This is a genomic window from Aestuariirhabdus sp. LZHN29 (assembly GCF_049985285.1).
Taxonomy (GTDB): Bacteria; Pseudomonadota; Gammaproteobacteria; order Pseudomonadales; family Aestuariirhabdaceae; genus Aestuariirhabdus.
Window position 1 is genome coordinate 962,118 of the sequence record NZ_JBNIEU010000001.1, and the last position, 19,720, is coordinate 981,837.

General features: G+C 51.3%; 19 protein-coding genes. 1 reads left to right on the top strand and 18 read right to left on the bottom strand.

From position 1 onward, the window contains the following. Positions 1-11: 11 nt before the first annotated feature. The 18 genes from glmU to rpmH form a co-directional block, all read right to left on the bottom strand. Entirely contained in the window at positions 12-1,391 is a 1,380-nt protein-coding gene (glmU, locus tag ACP3PW_RS04660) for a bifunctional UDP-N-acetylglucosamine diphosphorylase/glucosamine-1-phosphate N-acetyltransferase GlmU (protein WP_426415503.1), read from the bottom strand. A gap of 101 nt (positions 1,392-1,492) precedes the next feature. Then, positions 1,493-1,918, bottom strand: coding sequence for a F0F1 ATP synthase subunit epsilon (locus tag ACP3PW_RS04665; RefSeq protein ID WP_426415504.1), 426 nt, complete (start codon positions 1,916-1,918; stop codon positions 1,493-1,495). A gap of 63 nt (positions 1,919-1,981) precedes the next feature. Beyond that, positions 1,982-3,379 carry a F0F1 ATP synthase subunit beta gene (gene atpD, locus ACP3PW_RS04670; RefSeq protein ID WP_426415505.1) on the bottom strand — a complete coding sequence of 466 codons (1,398 nt, stop codon included), beginning with the start codon at positions 3,377-3,379 and terminating at the stop codon, positions 1,982-1,984. A gap of 40 nt (positions 3,380-3,419) precedes the next feature. After that, the gene (atpG, locus tag ACP3PW_RS04675) at positions 3,420-4,280 is read right to left on the bottom strand and encodes a F0F1 ATP synthase subunit gamma (RefSeq protein ID WP_426415506.1); all 861 of its coding nucleotides are present in this window, start codon (positions 4,278-4,280) and stop codon (positions 3,420-3,422) included. 81 nt (positions 4,281-4,361) lie between these two features. Further along, positions 4,362-5,906 carry a F0F1 ATP synthase subunit alpha gene (gene atpA / locus ACP3PW_RS04680; protein ID WP_426415507.1) on the bottom strand — a complete coding sequence of 515 codons (1,545 nt, stop codon included), beginning with the start codon at positions 5,904-5,906 and terminating at the stop codon, positions 4,362-4,364. A gap of 26 nt (positions 5,907-5,932) precedes the next feature. Beyond that, complete coding sequence (locus ACP3PW_RS04685; protein ID WP_426415508.1) at positions 5,933-6,469, bottom strand: F0F1 ATP synthase subunit delta; 537 nt, start codon at positions 6,467-6,469, stop codon at positions 5,933-5,935. A gap of 12 nt (positions 6,470-6,481) precedes the next feature. Then, positions 6,482-6,952 carry a F0F1 ATP synthase subunit B gene (locus ACP3PW_RS04690; protein ID WP_426415509.1) on the bottom strand — a complete coding sequence of 157 codons (471 nt, stop codon included), beginning with the start codon at positions 6,950-6,952 and terminating at the stop codon, positions 6,482-6,484. A gap of 44 nt (positions 6,953-6,996) precedes the next feature. Continuing rightward, positions 6,997-7,236, bottom strand: a complete 240-nt coding sequence (gene atpE, locus ACP3PW_RS04695; RefSeq protein WP_426415510.1) for a F0F1 ATP synthase subunit C — start codon at positions 7,234-7,236, stop codon at positions 6,997-6,999. Between the two features lie 48 nt (positions 7,237-7,284). Next, on the bottom strand, positions 7,285-8,214 hold the full coding sequence (gene atpB / locus ACP3PW_RS04700; RefSeq protein ID WP_426415511.1) for a F0F1 ATP synthase subunit A: 930 nt from the start codon (positions 8,212-8,214) through the stop codon (positions 7,285-7,287). A gap of 19 nt (positions 8,215-8,233) precedes the next feature. Further along, the gene (locus ACP3PW_RS04705) at positions 8,234-8,626 is read right to left on the bottom strand and encodes an ATP synthase subunit I (RefSeq protein ID WP_426415512.1); all 393 of its coding nucleotides are present in this window, start codon (positions 8,624-8,626) and stop codon (positions 8,234-8,236) included. A 319-nt stretch (positions 8,627-8,945) separates the two neighbouring features. Then, positions 8,946-9,818 (bottom strand): ParB/RepB/Spo0J family partition protein, encoded by an 873-nt coding sequence (locus tag ACP3PW_RS04710; RefSeq protein WP_426415513.1) that lies wholly within the window; start codon positions 9,816-9,818, stop codon positions 8,946-8,948. 31 nt (positions 9,819-9,849) lie between these two features. Next, on the bottom strand, positions 9,850-10,638 hold the full coding sequence (locus tag ACP3PW_RS04715) for a ParA family protein (RefSeq protein WP_426415514.1): 789 nt from the start codon (positions 10,636-10,638) through the stop codon (positions 9,850-9,852). Positions 10,639-10,654: 16 nt separating this feature from the next. Then, positions 10,655-11,305 carry a 16S rRNA (guanine(527)-N(7))-methyltransferase RsmG gene (gene rsmG, locus ACP3PW_RS04720; protein WP_426415515.1) on the bottom strand — a complete coding sequence of 217 codons (651 nt, stop codon included), beginning with the start codon at positions 11,303-11,305 and terminating at the stop codon, positions 10,655-10,657. Further along, on the bottom strand, positions 11,305-13,188 hold the full coding sequence (mnmG, locus tag ACP3PW_RS04725) for a tRNA uridine-5-carboxymethylaminomethyl(34) synthesis enzyme MnmG (protein WP_426415516.1): 1,884 nt from the start codon (positions 13,186-13,188) through the stop codon (positions 11,305-11,307). The genes rsmG and mnmG overlap by 1 nt, the downstream gene beginning before the upstream one ends. A gap of 579 nt (positions 13,189-13,767) precedes the next feature. After that, positions 13,768-15,144 carry a tRNA uridine-5-carboxymethylaminomethyl(34) synthesis GTPase MnmE gene (gene mnmE, locus ACP3PW_RS04730; protein ID WP_426415517.1) on the bottom strand — a complete coding sequence of 459 codons (1,377 nt, stop codon included), beginning with the start codon at positions 15,142-15,144 and terminating at the stop codon, positions 13,768-13,770. Between the two features lie 199 nt (positions 15,145-15,343). Beyond that, positions 15,344-17,023, bottom strand: coding sequence for a membrane protein insertase YidC (yidC, locus tag ACP3PW_RS04735; protein WP_426415518.1), 1,680 nt, complete (start codon positions 17,021-17,023; stop codon positions 15,344-15,346). Positions 17,024-17,208: 185 nt separating this feature from the next. Next, positions 17,209-17,604, bottom strand: coding sequence for a ribonuclease P protein component (rnpA, locus tag ACP3PW_RS04740; RefSeq protein ID WP_426415519.1), 396 nt, complete (start codon positions 17,602-17,604; stop codon positions 17,209-17,211). A gap of 6 nt (positions 17,605-17,610) precedes the next feature. After that, positions 17,611-17,745, bottom strand: coding sequence for a 50S ribosomal protein L34 (gene rpmH, locus ACP3PW_RS04745; RefSeq protein ID WP_426415520.1), 135 nt, complete (start codon positions 17,743-17,745; stop codon positions 17,611-17,613). 413 nt (positions 17,746-18,158) lie between these two features. On the opposite strand from rpmH, the gene dnaA reads away from it, so the two are divergent. Beyond that, positions 18,159-19,685, top strand: coding sequence for a chromosomal replication initiator protein DnaA (gene dnaA / locus ACP3PW_RS04750; protein ID WP_426415521.1), 1,527 nt, complete (start codon positions 18,159-18,161; stop codon positions 19,683-19,685). The last annotated feature ends 35 nt before the right edge of the window (positions 19,686-19,720 follow it).

The window sequence follows — 19,720 nt, forward strand, 5'->3', positions numbered from 1 at the left end:
TGCGCTGTCGGTTAGTTATCCTGTTTGACCGGTCTTTGCCAACCGGACAGGTTTTTCTGGCGGCCGCGTGCCACCGCAAGCTCACCATCGTCTACCGACTTGGTAATAGTGGATCCGGCACCGGTCGTTGCGCCTTCACCCACTGTTACCGGCGCTACTAAAGAGGTATTAGAACCAATAAAAGCGCCGTGTTTTATCTGGGTCTTGAACTTGTTAACGCCATCGTAGTTACAGGTGATGGTGCCAGCACCGACATTTACCCTCTCACCCAACTCAGCGTCGCCTACATAACTTAGGTGATTAATCTTACTGCCTGCTCCGACGAGGGTTTTTTTGGTTTCTACAAAATTACCGATCTTCGCATTGGCCTTCAATTCCGTACCAGGTCGCAGGCGGGCAAAAGGCCCGACTTCGCAGTGTTGGCCAACCACTGCTTGCTCAAGTACAGAGTTGGCTTTTATGCGGCTCCCTGCGCCGACCAGAGTGTCGCTGATCACGCAGTTAGGACCAATACTAACCCCGTCTGCAAGGCGAACCTCACCCTCGAACACACAGTTAACATCGATCACCACATCATTACCCACAGTCAAAGTCCCGCGCACATCGATACGGGCGGGATCCAACAGTGTAGCCCCTTCTGCCATAAGACGTATGGCTTCACGATGTTGATACCAGCGTTCCAATCCAGCCAACTGCTGACGGTTATTAACCCCCTGCACCTCCTGCTCGACCGGTGCGTTGCAGGCGACCACCCGCCCGCCTTCGGCCACCGCCATAGCGACAATATCTGTCAGGTAATACTCCCCCTGAGCATTGTCGGCATTCAGGGCCGGCAACCAACGTTGCAGGTTTTCGGCCACTGTCGCCAGAATACCGGTATTGACCTCGGTCATGGCTAACTGCGCCTCGGTGGCGTCCTTGTGTTCTACAATTCCGGTAACACTACCTTGGGGGTTACGCACGATGCGACCGTAACCACTTGGGTTATCCAGGTTGACGGTTAACAGAGATAGAGGGGCATCATCCAGCGAACCCACCAATTCGATCAGGCTGTCGGCACTGGTGAGGGGCACATCACCATAAAGCACCAGTACCCGGTCAGCACCCGCCAGATTGGGTAGCGACTGGGCGACCGCATGGCCGGTTCCTTTCTGCTCTGTCTGCTCGACCCAGGAGACATCCAACCGGTTAAGGCGCTCTTTTACCTGCGCTCCGCCATGACCGATCACTACATGAATATTGCCCGAGCCAAAGTGGCTGGCGCACTCCTGCGCCCGCTCGATAACGTGCTGAACCATCGGTTTACCCGCAACGCAATGGAGCACCTTGGGTAACGCGGATTTCATACGGCTTCCCTGACCCGCTGCCAGAATTACAATGTCAACACGCATACAAACAACCTGTGTGTAAATAGGGTTATCAATAGTGAAATTACAAACAAAAAAAGGGCAGTCCGCAGACTGCCCTTATTTTAGCATTTCCAGGTCCACGATTATTTGCGGATTTTATCACGGATCTGCCTGAGGGTTCGCAGCTGCGCACTCGCCTCTGCTAACTGCGCCGCAGCACGGGAATAATCCAGTTCAGAGCTTCGGTTGGCGAGCTCTTGCTCCGCTTCCCGTTTAGCTTCTTCAGCAGCAGCCTCATTCATATCGTCGGCACGCAACGCGGTGTCTGCCAACACCTTGACGTTGTTCGGCTGAACTTCCAGGTAGCCACCGGAGATATAGTAAATCTCCTCTTCGCCGCCCTGCTTGATGATCCGGATAGGACCCGGCTTCAAGCCTGTCAGCAGGGGCGCGTGACCGGGCGTTACACCCAGTTCACCTTCGCTACCGTAGGCGATAACCGTCTCCACCAATCCGGAGAAGATCGCCGATTCAGCGCTGACGATGTCACAATGTACTGTCATTGCCATCGTTATTTGCCTCTTGTCGGTTTAACCATTAGAGCGGTCGCCGAAGCGACCGCCGGCCACAACTTACAGGTTCTTCGCTTTCTCGACAGCTTCGTCGATCGAGCCAACCATGTAGAACGCCTGCTCAGGCAGGTTGTCATACTCACCGGACAACAGACCCTTAAAGCCTGCAATGGTGTCCTTCAGGGAAACGTACTTACCGGGAGAGCCGGTGAATACTTCCGCTACGAAGAATGGCTGCGAAAGGAATCGTTCGATCTTACGGGCACGGGCAACGGTCAACTTGTCCTCTTCAGACAGCTCATCCATACCCAGAATCGCGATGATATCTTTCAGTTCCTTGTAACGCTGCAGGGTACCCTGAACGCCACGGGCCACGTCATAATGTTCCTGACCAATCACCAGGGGATCAAGCTGACGGGAAGTAGAGTCAAGCGGGTCGATCGCAGGGTAGATACCTTTGGCGGCGATGTCACGGCTCAATACTACGGTCGCATCAAGGTGAGAGAAGGTGGTTGCAGGCGAGGGGTCGGTCAAGTCATCCGCCGGTACATAGACCGCCTGGATCGAGGTGATAGAACCGGTCTTGGTAGAGGTGATACGCTCCTGAAGACGACCCATCTCCTCTGCCAGAGTAGGCTGATAACCTACCGCAGAAGGCATACGACCCAAGAGAGCAGATACTTCGGTACCGGCTAGGGTGTAACGGTAGATGTTATCGACAAACAGCAGTACATCCTTACCTTCGTCACGGAATTTCTCCGCCATGGTCAGGCCGGTCAGGGCAACACGCAAGCGGTTTCCTGGAGGCTCGTTCATCTGGCCGTAAACCATCGCTACCTTGGATTCCTGAGGCTTCTCAAGGTTTACTACACCCGCTTCCTGCATCTCGTGGTAGAAGTCGTTACCCTCACGAGTACGCTCACCAACACCGGCAAAAACGGACAGACCGGAATGCTTGAGGGCGATGTTGTTGATCAGCTCCATCATGTTGACGGTCTTACCAACACCGGCACCACCGAACAGACCAACCTTACCGCCCTTCGCGAAAGGACAAACCAGATCGATAACCTTGATGCCGGTTTCCAGCAGGTCCGAAGACGCGGACTGCTCGGCATAGGTAGGCGCTTCACGGTGAATGGAGGCACGTGTCTGCTCACCAATTTCACCACGCTCATCGATAGGGTTACCCAGCACGTCCATGATACGACCGAGGGTTTCAACTCCTACGGGTACCATGATGGGTGCTTCGGTGTTATCAACATTCAAACCACGGCTCAAACCTTCGGTAGAGCCCATGGCAATGGAGCGCACGATACCGTCGCCCAATTGCTGTTGAACCTCGAGAGTGGTTTCTTTCCCTTCGACCTTCAAGGCATCAAACACCTTGGGTACGCTGTCGCGGGGAAACTCCACGTCGATCACGGCACCGATGATCTGTACAATACGTCCGCTACTCATAAGTAGGATCCTCTATAAATACTCATTGGTCATCGACGCCTTAAACGGCCGCCGCACCACTAACAATTTCAGAAATTTCTTGGGTAATCGCAGCCTGACGAGCCTTGTTGTAAACCAACTGCAGTTTATCAATAAGCTCACCCGCGTTATCGGTCGCACTCTTCATCGCAACCATCCGCGCAGCCTGTTCACAAGCACCGTTTTCGACCACTGCCTGATAAACCTGTGATTCGATATAACGAATCAGCAAACCATCCAGCAGGTCCTTGGCATCGGGCTCATAGATATAGTCCCAATGATGCTTCAAAGCCTCGTCTTCATCTGCTGGCAAAGGCAATAATTGCTCATCAACCGGAGTCTGAGACATGGTGTTTACAAAGTTGTTGTACACCAGGAACAAACGATCGATCTTGCCTTCATCATAGGCATCGAGCATCACCTTAACGGCACCAATTAGATCCGCGATATTGGGCTGGTCACCCAGATCACTGATCGCCGCAACAACGTTTCCACCGTAGTGACGGAAAAACGCTCCCGCTTTTTTACCTACTACACAGATATCAACCGCTGTGCCCTGATCGGACCAGGTCTTCATCGATTTGATTGTGTGCTTGAACAGGTTGATGTTCAGGCCACCACACAATCCACGATCGGTGGATACTATGATGTAACCAACACGCTTGGCTTCACGCTCTTTCATATAGGCATGCTGATACTCGGGTGACGAGTTTGCAACATGGCCCACCACCTCACGAATACGCTTCGCGTAAGGGCGGCTGGCTTCCATACGATTTTGAGCTTTACGCATCTTGCTCGCTGCCACCATCTGCATGGCGCCAGTGATCTTCTGCGTATTTTTAATGCTACCAATCTGTGTACGTATCTCTTTTCCGACTGCCATATCTCACCTTTATCTGGTTGCTGGCACTACCCAGGGGTAGTACGGAAAAGTCAGCCGTTATAACGACTGACCTCTCACTTGTTACCAGGTTTGAGTTGCCTTGAATTTCTCCAGCATCTCTTTCAAGGTGTTCTCGATCTCGTCGGTATAAGCACCGCTTTCTGCAACCTGAGCCATCAATCCAGCGTACTCGCTGTTAGCGTAGGCGATCAGGGCTGATTCGAAATCCAGAACTTTGTTCAGCTCAACGTCCTTCAGGTAACCTTTTTCAGCAGAATAAAGGCTGACAGCCATCTCGGCGATGTTCATCGGAGAGTACTGCTTCTGCTTCATCAGCTCGGTTACACGCTCACCATGCTCAAGCTGGGCACGGGTTGCTTCATCAAGGTCAGAGGCGAACTGGGCGAATGCCGCCAGCTCACGATACTGGGACAGCGCGGTACGAATACCACCACTGAGCTTCTTGATGATCTTGGTCTGTGCTGCGCCACCCACTCGGGATACGGAGATACCGGGGTTGATCGCAGGACGGATACCGGAGTTGAAAAGATCGGTTTCCAGGAAGATCTGACCATCGGTGATGGAGATTACGTTGGTCGGTACGAATGCAGATACGTCGCCGGCCTGTGTCTCGATGATCGGCAGAGCGGTCAAGGAACCGGTCTGGCCTTTCACTTCACCGTTGGTAAAGCTTTCTACGTAATCCGCATTTACACGAGCAGCACGCTCAAGCAGACGGGAGTGGAGGTAGAACACGTCACCAGGATACGCCTCACGTCCAGGGGGACGCTTCAGCAATAGCGAGATCTGACGGTAGGCCCAAGCCTGCTTGGTCAGATCATCATAGATGATCAATGCATCTTCACCACGGTCACGGAAGTACTCACCCATGGAGCAGCCGGAAAACGGTGCAAGATACTGCAGGGCTGCAGAATCAGCTGCGCCAGCGTTGACCACAATAGTGTGATCCATCGCACCGTGCTCTTCCAGCTTGCGTACCACGTTGGCAATAGAAGACTGCTTCTGGCCAATGGCGACATAGACACACTTAATACCGGTGCCTTTCTGGTTGATGATGGTGTCGATCGCGACGGCAGACTTACCTACCTGACGGTCACCGATGATCAGCTCACGCTGACCGCGGCCGATCGGAATCATGGAATCGATCGCCTTGAGACCCGTTTGCACTGGCTCATCAACAGATTGACGGGCGATTACACCGGGAGCGACCTTCTCAACCGGAGAGGTCAAATCTGTACCCAGCGCACCTTTTCCGTCGATCGGGTTACCCAAGGTGTCAACCACTCGACCAAGAAGCTCAGGGCCAACCGGTACTTCGAGGATACGACCTGTGCAGCGAGCGGTACCGCCCTCTACCAGAGACTCGTAACTACCCAGGATTACAGCGCCGACTGAGTCACGCTCAAGGTTCATGGCCATGCCGTAAAGGCCGCCATCGAATTCGATCATTTCGCCGTACATTACGTCTGCCAGGCCGTGAATCCGGACGATACCGTCGGATACGCTGACAATGGTGCCCTCATTACGGGCTTCAGAAGTGGTATCGAGCTTTTCGATACGCTTCTTGATAATTTCGCTGATCTCAGCGGGATTTAGTTGCTGCATGCCTTTATCCTCAAATCCTAATTCAATTAGGAGTTAATCGCCTCGGCTAGTTTCGAGATTTTGCTGCGAACAGATGCATCGATAACCAGGTCGCCTGCGCGAATGACTACTCCACCGATAAGTTCGGGATGAGTTTCGCTACTCAGGTTTACGTGTCGATCCAGCTTCTTGCTCAATGCCTGCGCCAGTGCGTCCTGTTGCTTCTTGCCCATATCGAAAGCGGTTTCAACGGTTACGTCGACCTGCTTGTCTAATTGAGTTTTGAAGTTTTCGAACAAAACGAAAACCTCAGGCAACAACGCGAGACGGTTGTTTTCGGCCATAACCGAGAAGAAGTTTTTAGCCTCTTCATTAAGTTTGCCATCGCAGATATCTACGAAAGCGGCGGCCTTCTGTTCACGACTCAATTCCGGATGATCCAGGAACAATACCACGGACCGATCCTGGGCTACCGCAGCACCAAGCTCAAGCATGCTGGCCCAAAGGTCCAGCTCACCAGAGTCCTGGGCCGCCTCGAACGCTGCTTTAGCGTATGGCCTGGCTACTGTCGTTAACTCTGCCATTATTAACCTCTATCAAAGTTCTTTAGCGAGTTTGTCGAGCATCTCGCTGTGAGCATTCGCGTCGATAGAGGACTGCAGAATCTTCTCAGCACCAGCAACGGCTATCGCCGCTACTTCCGCACGAAGCGCTTCCTTAACCCTATTCTTCTCCTGCTCAATCTCTGATTGTGCAGCAGTAAGCAGTCGATCACCCTCTAAGCGGGCCTGTTCTTTGGCCTCGTCGATGATCTGGCTGGAGCGTTTGTTCGCCTGGTCGATCAAGTCAGCAGCTTGCTGCTTGGCTTCGCGCAATTCCTGACCGGCTTTTTTCTTAGCCAGGTCAAGATCGCGAGAAGCTCGTTCAGCTGCGCTCAAACCGTCGGCGATGGACTTTTTACGTTCCTCCATCGCCGCCAGAATTGGCGGCCAAACATGTTTCATGACCAAGTAAACGAATATGCCAAACGCAATCATCTGGCCGATAAACGTTAAATTAAAATTCACACGGCTTCTCCGTTAAATAGGAATTGATGTCGTGGGGTTTCTAATTAGGCTGCCAGCACGAACAGGATATACATACCCAAACCAACACCGATCATAGGAACGGCGTCAACCAGGCCCATTACGATAAAGAATTGAGCACGCAGCATAGGAATCAGTTCTGGCTGGCGAGCACCACCTTCCAGGAACTTGGAACCCAGGATTCCTACACCAATAGCTGCACCTACAGCACCCAGACCCATCAGGATGCCACTTGCGATTACTAACAGAGCAGTTGCTTCAGTCACTGTTTTATCTCCAAATTTACTAAGGTTGGTTATTAAAAAGAAAAAGCTTTAGTGATCTTCACCTGTGTCATAAGCCATGCTCATGTACACGATGGTCAAAACCATAAAGATAAACGCCTGCAGAGAGATGATCAGTATGTGGAACATCGCCCAAACGAGCTGGAGGCCACCACCAAAGATTCCCATCAGGAACCCGCCACTGAACATCAGAGCGATCAGGATAAAGATCATCTCACCAGCGTACATATTGCCGAACAGTCGCAGACCGAGAGATACCGGCTTAGCGATCAGGTTGACAAACTCCAGGACAAAGTTAATAGGTACGAAAAACGCCTGAAGTGCTATGTTCTTGCTGCTAAAGGGGTGTAGGCAGAGTTCACCCATGAACCCTCCAATTCCCTTCTCGCGGACACTGTAAAATAGAATCAGTATAAAGATGCAGGTCGCCATACCCAGTGTGATATTAGGGTCAGTTGACGGCACAATCTTGAAAAATACATGGTGAGGATCAGCGCCAAACACACTCACACCGACAATCTTGGCGATTTCGGGTATCAGGTCTATTGCCACCAGGTCCATCAGGTTCATAAAGAACACCCACACCAGAATCGTTAGCGCCATTGGCGCGACCATCGGGTTTTTGTAGGGGAACATGCTGCTGACGTTGCTTTGTACAAACTCAATAATGGTCTCAACCACATTCTGCATTCCCGTAGGAACGCCACTGGTCGCTTTTTTAGCAACACTGCGGAACATCCAGTAGAACACCGCACCTAACAGGATGGATATTGCCATACTGTCAACGTTTAGTGCCCAAAACCCCATATCGGCTGCTTCTTGCCCTGAACCTGCAAAAGTCCAAAGTGATTCAGACAATACAGAGCCATCCCCGCGCTGATACCCAGCAGGGAGCTGACCATAGGTGAGGTTAGTGAGGTGGTGTTGAATATACGACGATGCGGTAATTTCAGTTGCCATACCTAGATCTCAAACGTTGTTAACTGTCGTTCAATCGCCCAACTAACAAAGGCGACAGACTGTTGATCATCAATACAATAAAGAAAGTCATAAATAACGGGAATGCACTCAACGGGGTAACAAACACAAACACACCCGCAAACAACACCGCAGTGAGACCAAACTTTATTGCTTCGCCAACATACATCGAGTTGGCTATTTTTCTGGCTGAGCCTACTTCAATAGCGAAGAAGGCCTTATAAATTAACAGCGCGTTCGGGAGCATGAACACCAAGCCGCCCAAAAACGCAGAATATGCTGCTTCAAAACTCACCAGAGAGCAGATAACTCCCATTGATAGCGTTGCGATAAATTGCAGCACGATCAACCTGTACAACGGAGATCTATTAAAGTGAGAAACGGGTTTATTCACGTTAACTCAGCCTTCACCGTTGCCATTTCAGGGGTGCATTTGTCAGGGGTAGCAAGACTCACCCTGATTTAAAGCGTCGTGATTATAGGGGGAATGCCCCCCTCATTCAATAGCCATTGAGAGGGGGTGATCAAAAAAAAACCGCTGGTAGCACTGCTTTTTTTGCAGAAAAAACAACAAGCTGCGGTACCCTGCTGACCATGATTTAGAGCTATATGTAGTCATTTATATAGCCCAAGACACTAGATGTACCCCAAGCCTGATGGGTGAGCAGCAAATCCCTGCTGCCGGAATCCCCATCTTTTCAAGGTCAATTAGACTATTTGATATGGGCTAGAATACCGTCCAGCTCATCCAGGTTGTTGTATTGAATCACCAGCTTCCCTTTTCCCCGGGCGCTGTGGTCGATACGAACGGAAGCACCAAGACGCTCGGACAGGGAATCCTGAAGGTTACGAATATCGGGGTTCAGGGTCTGCTCGGAGCTGGTATCTGGAGACTCTTGCTGCAACTTTCGGATCAAGGCTTCGGTTTGACGTACCGACAGGGAGCGGGCGACCACCGCCCGCGCAGCTTGCAACTGCAGATCCTCCTCCAGAGTCAACATCGCCCGGGCGTGCCCCATCTCCAGGTCCCCGTGCTCCAACATGGTTCTGACCTCGGTGTTAAGACCGATCAGGCGCAACAGGTTAGTCACCGTCGTGCGAGATTTACCAACAGCATCCGCTACCTGCTGCTGGGTCAACTCAAACTCTTCCTGCAACCGTTGCAGCGCCATGGCTTCTTCAATCGGGTTAAGGTCTTCGCGTTGAATATTTTCGATCAAGGCCATTGCGATGGCCGCCTCGTCAGGGACATCACGAATGATCGCCGGTATTTTGTCCAGGCCCGCTTTCTGGGTAGCACGCCAGCGACGCTCGCCAGCAATGATCTCGTATTGGTTGACACCGACCGGGCGAATCACGATCGGTTGCATCACCCCCTGAACCCGGATCGAGTTAGCCAGCTCCTCCAGTGCCTCGGGCTGCATATCCCTGCGTGGCTGGTACTTGCCACGGCGAATAAACTCAACCGGAATTTCGGATAGCTTACCATCGGTTCCCGTTGGTACGGGATCTCCCGCCTTAGGTAATGAACTTCCCGCCAGCAACGCATCCAAGCCCCGCCCTAATCCTCTTTTCTTCGCTGCCATAGCGTCCTCGATTACCTCTGATCACTTCAACTCAAGCGGATATTGCTTGTCTGGGTTGTTCCTGTTTTCGTATCAACTCCCCCGCCAGCGCGAGGTAGGCGAGTGCCCCTTTTGACTGTTTGTCATACACCATAGCCGGTAGCCCATGACTCGGCGCTTCGGCCAACCGCACATTACGTGGAATAACGGTTCGGTAGACCTTGTCGCCAAAGTGGCTGGTTAGCTGCGCCGACACTTCGTTGGTCAAACTGTTACGGGGATCATACATGGTGCGTAACAACCCCTCGACGCCCAACTCAGGATTAAGAACTTCAGTAATGCGACGCACGCTATCAAGCAGGGCACTGAGACCTTCCAGTGCGTAGTACTCACACTGCATGGGAATAACCACCCCATTTGCGGCCGTCAAGGCATTGACCGTTAGCATATTCAACGAGGGAGGGCAGTCGATCAGGATAAAGTCATAACTTTCCTGAACCTTACGCAACGAGTAGGCCAGCCGTTTTTCCTTGGAACTCAGATCAAGCAATTCAACCTCGGCCGCCGTTAGATCGCCATTAGCCGGCAATATGTCGTATCCCCCGTGCTGGGTTGACTGGATCGCGCGATCGATATCGCACTCTCCGATCAAAACATCATAGACCGAACGCTCGAGCTCGTTCTTGGCAACTCCACTACCCATGGTTGCATTGCCCTGGGGATCCAGGTCGACCAACAATACCTTACGCTTGGTTGCTACCAGGGACGCTGCAAGATTGATACAGGTGGTGGTCTTACCCACGCCCCCCTTCTGATTGGTTACCGCTAAGATCTTGCCCACACTGATGCCCCTGTTTTTATGCTTGTGGTTTGCGCAACACTACCAGGTGCCGCTCACCTTCGCTGTTCGGTACGTCAAGGGGATGCACGGCCTCCACCTCAAGCTGCGGGTAATACTGCAGCAACTGTTCCAGCTCCTGATGGGGGTAAACCCCCTTCATTGCCAAAAAATGCCCCCCGCCAGCACATTGGTCGTAGCAACCTTTCACCATATCGGACAAGGTGCTGAACGCCCTGGAAAGGATCGCATCGAAGGGTTCTGCAGAGGAAAAAGCCTCAATTCGACTCTGGCAAACCTGGATATTGGCGAGGCCGAGCTCTACCACAGCCTGATGCAGGAACCTTGTTTTTTTACCATTACTATCGAGTAACGTAAATTGCCGATCAGGATAAGTGATCGAAAGTGGGATACCCGGCAAACCAGGGCCTGTTCCTACATCGAGCACACGCTGGCCGGTTAAGTAAGGACTCACACTCAAGCTATCCAGCAGATGGCGCGGGAGCATATCCTCAATGTTGCGGACAGCGGTGAGATTATACGCCCTGTTCCATTTCGCCAGCAGTCTCAGGTATTCCAGCAAGGCCAGTTGTTTAGACTCATCAATATCCAGCTTAAGGCGCGTAATTCCCAGCGCAAGGGCACTCACCAAAGGATCATTTATGGCCATCAGGCTTGCTTCCTGATCAAAGAGCGTTTCTTAAGGTGGATCAATAACAGGGATATCGCCGCTGGGGTGACGCCAGGAATACGGGATGCCCTACCCAGGGTATCAGGGCGATTTTCAATCAGCTTTTGCCTGATCTCGTTGGATAATCCATCGATCGACAGGTAATCCAGGTCCTCTGGTAACAGGTTTTTTTCATGGTTGCGCAAACGTTGGATCTCCTCCGCCTGGCGCTCGATATACCCCTGATACCGAGTTTGAATTTCTACCTGCTCGCAGACTTGAGGATCCTCCTCACCAGGACCTGTGGCTTCAATGAGCTGGTTGTAACCAATTTGGGGGCGTCGCAACAGCTCCAACAGGCTGTATTCATGGGTAATAGGGGTTTCCAGCAATTTGTCGATCGCTGTGGCCTGGGGCGTTCCAGGCTGGACCCATGTTTGTGCCAATCGCTGCTTTTCCCGCTCGATACTCTCTCGCTTGGTCTCGAAACGGTTCCAGCGCCCATCATCCACCAACCCTAACTCCCTTCCCTTCTCGGTCAGGCGCAAATCAGCGTTATCCTCCCGCAGTACCAGGCGGTATTCGGCACGGCTGGTAAACATTCGGTAGGGTTCAGAAGTTCCCATCGTAATGAGGTCATCAACCAGCACACCTAGATAGGCCTCATCCCTGCGAGGGCACCAGGCTTCAAGCGCCTGACTTCGACGCGCCGCATTCAGGCCCGCCAGTAATCCCTGGGCTCCCGCCTCTTCGTAGCCGGTGGTACCGTTTATCTGGCCGGCAAAAAAGATCCCCTGCAGAAATTTGCTTTCCAGTGACGGTTTAAGGTCTCTGGGATCGAAAAAATCATATTCGATTGCGTAGCCGGGGCGGACAATATGCGCCTGTTCGAATCCGCGCATTGAACGCACCAGATCTATCTGCACATCGAACGGCAAACTGGTTGAAATACCGTTGGGATACAGCTCGTGCGTGGTCAAACCTTCGGGCTCAACAAATACCTGATGGCTGTCTTTATCGGAAAAGCGATTGATTTTATCTTCGATTGAAGGGCAATAACGCGGCCCCACCCCTTCGATAACTCCGGTATACATCGGTGAGCGATCAAGGCCGCTGCGGATAATATCGTGGGTCTTTTCGTTCGTGTGGGTGATGTAGCAGCTAATCTGCCGAGGGTGATCCTCGACCGTTCCCATAAACGACATCACCGGAGTTGGGGTATCGCCCGGCTGCTCTGTCATTACCGAAAAATCGACACTTCGTGCATCAATTCGTGGGGGGGTTCCCGTCTTCAATCTTTCAACCCGAAACGGCAGCTCGCGCAAACGTTTCGCCAGGGTGGTTGAAGGGGGGTCACCGGCTCGACCACCGCTATGGTTTTCCAATCCTATATGGATTACCCCGCCCAGAAAGGTACCCGCGGTAAGCACTACCGAGTCGCTATAAAATTTCAGCCCCATCTGGGTAATAACACCGACCACGGTGTCCTGCTCGACGATCAGGTCGTCGACGGCTTGCTGGAAAATATCGAGGTTAGACTGATTTTCCAGCAGGCTGCGTATCGCTGCCTTGTAAAGTATACGATCGGCCTGAGCCCTGGTCGCTCGAACCGCAGGCCCTTTGCGCGAATTTAAAACACGAAACTGGATTCCGCCGAGGTCGGTAGCTATCGCCATAGCTCCCCCAAGCGCGTCAATCTCCTTTACCAAATGGCTCTTACCGATTCCCCCAATCGCTGGATTGCAGGACATCTGTCCCAGGGTCTCAACGTTGTGGGTAATCAAAAGGGTTTTAACGCCCATTCGGGCTGCGGCCAACGCGGCCTCTGTGCCGGCATGACCGCCACCCACGACGATGACGTCATAGCGAGAGGGATAATCCACAGGTTTCACCTTCTGGCGATCGATGGCCAAGGAGTTAATTCGAGATTTCAGGGGGGACAAGTATAAGGGCAAGTGACTAAAAAAGAAGCTTTTTTATGTACAGGTGAAAAGGAGTTATTAAAGGTTATTTAAGTATTTTATATAGTGTTTTCTTTGATGTTATTGTTATATATAAGCACGCTATTTTGTGTGGAAAAGTAGTTATTTATCATTTAAATCAATCAGTTAATGAACGGTAAAGGCTGTTGTGTTCCGTTAGGTATGGTGGGGGCATGCGGGGGATAGGGTGTGGATAAAAGGTGAGTTATTCACAACCTTAGTTATCCACAACTTTTACCCCCCACCAATACAGTGCTTACACACAGAGCTTAGGCGGTATTTTAGTGTAAAAAAAATGGGGAAATAGTCATTTTCCAGGTGGAAAATGGAAGAAAATCCGCCCAGAGAGCAGGTTTAAGTGACGTTTTGGGGATTCAGGAGGAGCTTTTTTACGCAGGCTTCACCCGCAAAACATCCCAGGATGTTCTCCCGGTAAGCTTTCTTGGTAAAGTTTGGAGGGGGTATTGAAGAAAAGTTCAGCTATTTGCCAATGCAAAAACTGGAAAATATTCGCCCGAGAAGGTCATCCGAGGTGAAGCTTCCTGTGATCTCACCCAGTGCTTTTTGCGCCATCCTCAAGTCTTCAGCCAATAGTTCGCCAGCCCCCATATTCTCCAGTTGGTAACGGCCGTTTTGGAGGGATTCAGTGGCTTGGGTGAGGGATTCCAGGTGACGCCGGCGCGCCATAAAACTACCTTCAGTAGTACCCTCAAAGCCGACACACTGTTTTAAGTGTTGGCGCAGGGCGTCGACACCCCTGTGATCTGTTGCACATAGGCGCACTACCGCGCCCTGCTCCATCGGTTGAACCCCAGCTTGTTCCCCGCTCTGGTCGATCTTATTACGGATCAGCGTGATCTTGGCGGGGTCCGGGAGCAGATCCATAAGCTCAGGCCACAGCTCCTCGGTACGGGTGGCGCTGGTGGTGGTAGCGTCGACCATTAACAGCACCCTGTCGGCCTTTTCCATCTCTTTTAATGCCCGGGTTACCCCTATCTGCTCCACCTCGTCGTTGCTCTCCCTGAGCCCCGCGGTATCGATAATATGTAACGGCATACCATCGATGTTTATCTGCTCTCTTAAGAGGTCCCGGGTGGTGCCGGCGATATCGGTTACGATGGCACTATCTCTCCCGGATAAGGCATTTAACAGGCTGGATTTTCCGGCATTCGGGCGTCCTGCGATAACGACGGTCATCCCCTCTCGCAAAATAGCGCCCTGCCCAGCTTGACTTTTTATGGATTCCAACTCCTTCTGCAGTGCAGCAAGATCGCTTGAAACCTTACCGTCAGCAAGGAAATCGATCTCCTCTTCTGGAAAATCGATAGCAGCTTCTACGTATATGCGAAGCTGTATCAGTTTTTCAACGAGATGGTTTATAAGGCGTGAGAATTCCCCTTGCAAGGAGTTTAGTGCCGATCGGGCAGCCTGCTCTGACGAACTATTAATTAGGTCAGCGATTGCCTCTGCCTGGGTTAGGTCGAGCTTATCGTTGAGAAAGGCTCTTTCGGAAAACTCTCCAGGGCGCGCCTGACGGGCCCCCATAGCGATGACTGTAGCGAGGATTAGATCCAGGATTATAGGGCCGCCGTGGGCTTGAAACTCTATGACGTCTTCGCCCGTAAATGAGTTTGGGCCGCTAAAATAAATTGCTATGCCTTGATCGATTACCTGACCTTCATGGCTTCTAAATTCGCCGTAATGAGCAATCCTCGGTTTTAGTGTTCTACTGCAAATAACTTTACCAATTTGTTTAGAAAGAGGGCCTGATACTCGAACGATTCCAACGCCCCCCCTTCCGGGGGCGGTTGCAATCGCGGTTATGGTATCAGTGGTATATTTGTGAGTATCAGTCATATCTAATCCGTTTTGCAGTATTTTTTACTGCTTATGGAGTCTGGGAATAAATCTGGTTTACGTCAGGCCGTTTTAGAGTTAATTGAGAAAAAGCTCAAATTTTAAGGACTGCTCAATATATTTTTACATTTTCAAAGTATAAAAAAAGGCCTTAAAACATAGAGTATTAAGGCCTTTTAAACTATTTTCCAGTAACTATTTAGCGAGCGGCAGCTTGTGCCTCAATTTTTCTGGTGATCATCCACTGCTGGAGAATCGATAGAATGTTATTGACCACCCAGTAAACGACCAGACCGGATGGGAACCAGAGGAAGAAGAAGGTAAAGATAATGGGCATCATCTTCATCACTCGAGCCTGAATTGGGTCTGGAGGCGTCGGATTAAGTTGCTGCTGGATGAACATTGACGCACCCATTATAAGTGGCAGGATGAAATAGGGATCCATCTGCGACAGGTCGTCGATCCATAGCATGAAGGGGGCTTGGCGAAGGTCTACGCTCTCCAGGAGTGTCCAGTAAAGGGCGATGAAGACGGGCATCTGGACAAGAATGGGGAGACAGCCTCCAAGAGGGTTGATCTTCTCTTTCTTGTAGAGCTCCATCATCGCCTGGCTCATTTTTTGGCGATCATCACCAAACTGCTCTTTCAGGCTTGCCAGCATAGGTGATACGCGGCGCATGTTAGCCATGGAGCGATAACTCGCCGCAGAAAGGGGATAAAATATGGCTTTTACCAAAACCGTAAGGAGAATAATCGCGAAACCCCAATTACCCACGAAGGAGTGGATGAAGGTCAGGGTAGCGAACAGTGGTTGGGCGATAAACCACAGAATGCCATAGTCTACGGTTAGCTCCAGTCCTGGGGACAGGGCCTCAAGACGGTCCGGGATTTTTGGCCCAGCGTACAGTTTCGCGCTCACACTTGCCGTTTTGCCCGGGTCGACCACCACTGCACCGTCTACGAAACCGACAATATTGTCGCCGTTACTTGCTGAACGGGTTTGGTAAGTATGCGCTGTGTTAGCGTCGGGTACCCACGCCGCCACGAAGTAGTGCTGGAGGATCGCAGCGTAGCCGCCCGTAACAGACTCTTTAAATGGCTTATCGGAAAAATCTCCGAAGTCCAGTTTCTGGTAGAGGTCCTCGTTAGTACGAACCGCAGCGCCGATGTAGGTACTAAAGCTGGTAGCCGAGCCCTGATTGCTGGGGTCACCCGTACTGTCCCGTTTGAGCTGGGCGTAGAAGTTCGCTTGCCAAATATTTTCGCTGCGGTTATCAATCAGGTGGTCGACAGCGATATCGTATTCACCGCGGGTGAGTGTATAGCGCTTGGTAATGGTTACATCGTCTTCGTTGAGAACCAGGTCGATCACCAGTGACTGCTCCCCTTCCTGCATCTGGTAGCTGGTTTTTGCCACACTATATAGGGGGTGACCATTTCGATCCGGTCCATTGATGCCGGTTAATCCACTTTGGGCAACGTAGGTTCGTTCCTGGGTTCGCTCCAGTAAAACGAATGGCTGATCCGGGGTTTCTTTGTGGCGTGGGTAGGCTGGCAAGGCGACCTTGACCACGTCACCACCACGGGGGTCGATCTCTAACTCAAGGACGTCGGTGGTAACCGTTATTAGCTGGCCGCTAGGAGCCTTAGACGCTTCTGTCGGTGCTTGAGCGACGCTGGTAGCGTCCAGAGCCTGTGGAGCATCGGTGGTTGCAGCGACGGTGGGTTCGGGTACCGGAGCAGGCAAAGCTGGGCTGCTGAGAGTGGTGTGTACGACCGGGGTTTCTGGTGCCCGGTTGTAGTCATTGTTCCACTGTAAAATCAGCAGATAGCCGACCACTGCCAGTGCAACGATGAGGATAGTTCTTTGCAAATCCATGGAATACTAGCCGTCTTTTGAGTGAGTAATGCCCGTAGCGAAAATAGCAGTGCAACGGAAAGGCTGCATTATACGTGATATTTGCCCCATTCCACCCCCCCACAATAGTGGCAAGGTAAAAATATAACGCTGCCGGCTGTTTTAGGAGAAAAACCCATAAAAAAAGACGTGATCAACACGTCTTTTTAAGGGCTTCGCAAGGGGCGGTTTTGCTGACTTCGCTGAAGTAGCTTTCGCCATTGCCGAGTGAGTAGGTCCAATATGTTTGGGTTTTCCTGTTCACCGATCCCTTTGCGGGCCAGAATAACTATATCCAGACCCGGTAGGTCAGCTTGCTGGTGTCGAAAGGATTCTCGAATAAGGCGCTTGATTCGATTACGCTGAACTGCGAGGCGTACATTCTTCTTCGCAATAACCATTCCTAAGCGGGAGTGGTCGCAGTCGTTTGGTCGAGCAAGGATCAGCAGATGGGAATGCGATACTTTGAACTCGGCGCCATCGAAAACACGTTTGTAAGCTGCTGCATCTAGAAGCCGCAGCTTACGGTCGAACCCTTTATTCTGGCCAGTTAACGCTGACACTCAAGCTTAGGCTGTGAGTTGCTTACGGCCTGTGGCTCTGCGACGCTTGATAATCAGGCGACCACTTTTAGTAGCCATGCGAGCGCGGAAGCCGTGAACACGAGCGCGCTTCAGTACGCTGGGTTGAAAGGTTCTTTTCATGATTCTGTTACCTGTAAACTTTCGGGGTTAGCTCTGGATGAGGTGTTACTACCCCACTTGAGGACGCGCAATTCTAGGGAATTTGTCCCCGTGCGTCAATGCTTTAGGTCGTTATCCCATGGCTATTTTTTAGTCATCCATATGTTGTGGTTTTCGTAAGCAGTTAATCTATATGTTGGGTGGTGTTGTCGCTGTTCGAGAATCTCACTCTTGATACTTATTCACAAACTTATCCACTACCTGTGTTAAAAGGTTGTAATCCCGCAACGAATCCCTAAGTGACTGATTAATATGCTTAAATTATATTTTTGCTAAACCATTTTTGCATTTTATATGTGGATAAGTTTGTTGTAAGGCGTTATTATTAACAGCCTTGGCTTATGTAATCATTACCCCTTCGGAGCCCCCTAATTGTGTCTATAGACATCTGGCAGCAAAGTCTCGCTACTTTGCAGGATGAGTTGCCTGCGCAACAGTTCAACACCTGGATTCGTCCCCTTAAAGTGGAGTCAGAAAACAATGTTGTTACGTTGTTGGCTCCCAACCGCTTTGTTCTTGAGTGGGTCAGTGACAAATTTCTCGATCGGATTCGCGAAGTTGTTGGTGCTAGCGCGACGGGGTTTACTCCCGAGGTCGTAATTCGCGTTGCCGAGCGTAACCCAAACTTCTCAACCCGTGGCGGTCACACCGGTGGTGTTCCTGTCGATCGTGGTGAACGAAGTGAAGCTTACCGCTCCAGGGTTCAGGTTCATGCTCGAGGTTCCCAGGAAACCACCCTCCCCCCTCAGGATCAGCCCCGGGTGCCCCTAGAGTCACCTCGTAGTCCGCCGCCGGCCTCTATCGTTGATTCGAGTGGAAACTCTTTTGGAAATAGTGGGCAACGAAAACGTGTGGTGGAGGTTGAGGGGGGGATCAAACATAACAGTTCTCTTAATACGTCCTTTGTATTTGATAGTTTCGTCGAGGGTAAATCCAATCAGCTAGCGCTGGCGGCTTCACGCCAGGTCGCTGAAAACCCTGGCGCCGCCTATAATCCACTATTTCTTTATGGCGGGGTTGGTCTGGGTAAAACTCACCTGATGCACGCAGTGGGTAACCATATTGTTGATCTTAATCCAAACGCAAAGGTTATATTCGTCACATCAGAGCGCTTTGTCGCTGATATGGTTAAAGCGTTACAGCTAAATGCAATTAACGACTTTAAACGTTTTTATCGCTCTGTTGACGCACTGCTAATCGACGACATCCAGTTTTTTGCTAACAAGGAGCGCTCTCAAGAGGAGTTCTTCCATACTTTTAACGCCCTTCTCGAAGGCGGCCAGCAGATGATTCTTACCTGTGATCGTTACCCTAAGGAGATAATTGGGCTTGAGGAACGTTTGAAGTCTCGCTTCGGTTGGGGACTTACCGTGGCGGTCGAGCCACCTGAGCTAGAGACGCGGGTGGCGATATTGATGAAAAAGGCTGAACAGGTCCAGATCGATCTGCCCCATGATTCTGCGTTTTTTATCGCGCAGCGCATCCGCTCCAATGTGCGTGACCTTGAAGGCGCATTAAAGCGGGTTATCGCCAGCGCGAAGTTTATGGGGCGTGATATCTCCATTGAGTTGATTCGAGAAAGCCTTAAGGATCTGATAGCGCTGCAGGAGAAACAAGTTAGTATCGACAATATCCAACGTACCGTGGCCGAATACTATAAGATCAAGATCTCAGATCTGCTCTCAAAGCGGCGTAGTCGCTCGGTTGCCCGTCCGCGGCAGGTTGCAATGGCGCTCTCCAAGGAGGTCACTAACCACAGTCTTCCTGAGATTGGGGACGCTTTCGGTGGGCGCGACCACACCACGGTCCTCCATGCATGCCGAAAGGTAAAGGAGCTAACAGAAATTGATAGTGAAATAAGGGAAGATTATAAAAATTTGCTGCGCTCTCTTACCTCATGAGTGGACGCCAAATTCGTTGGATTGGGTGTTGGGTC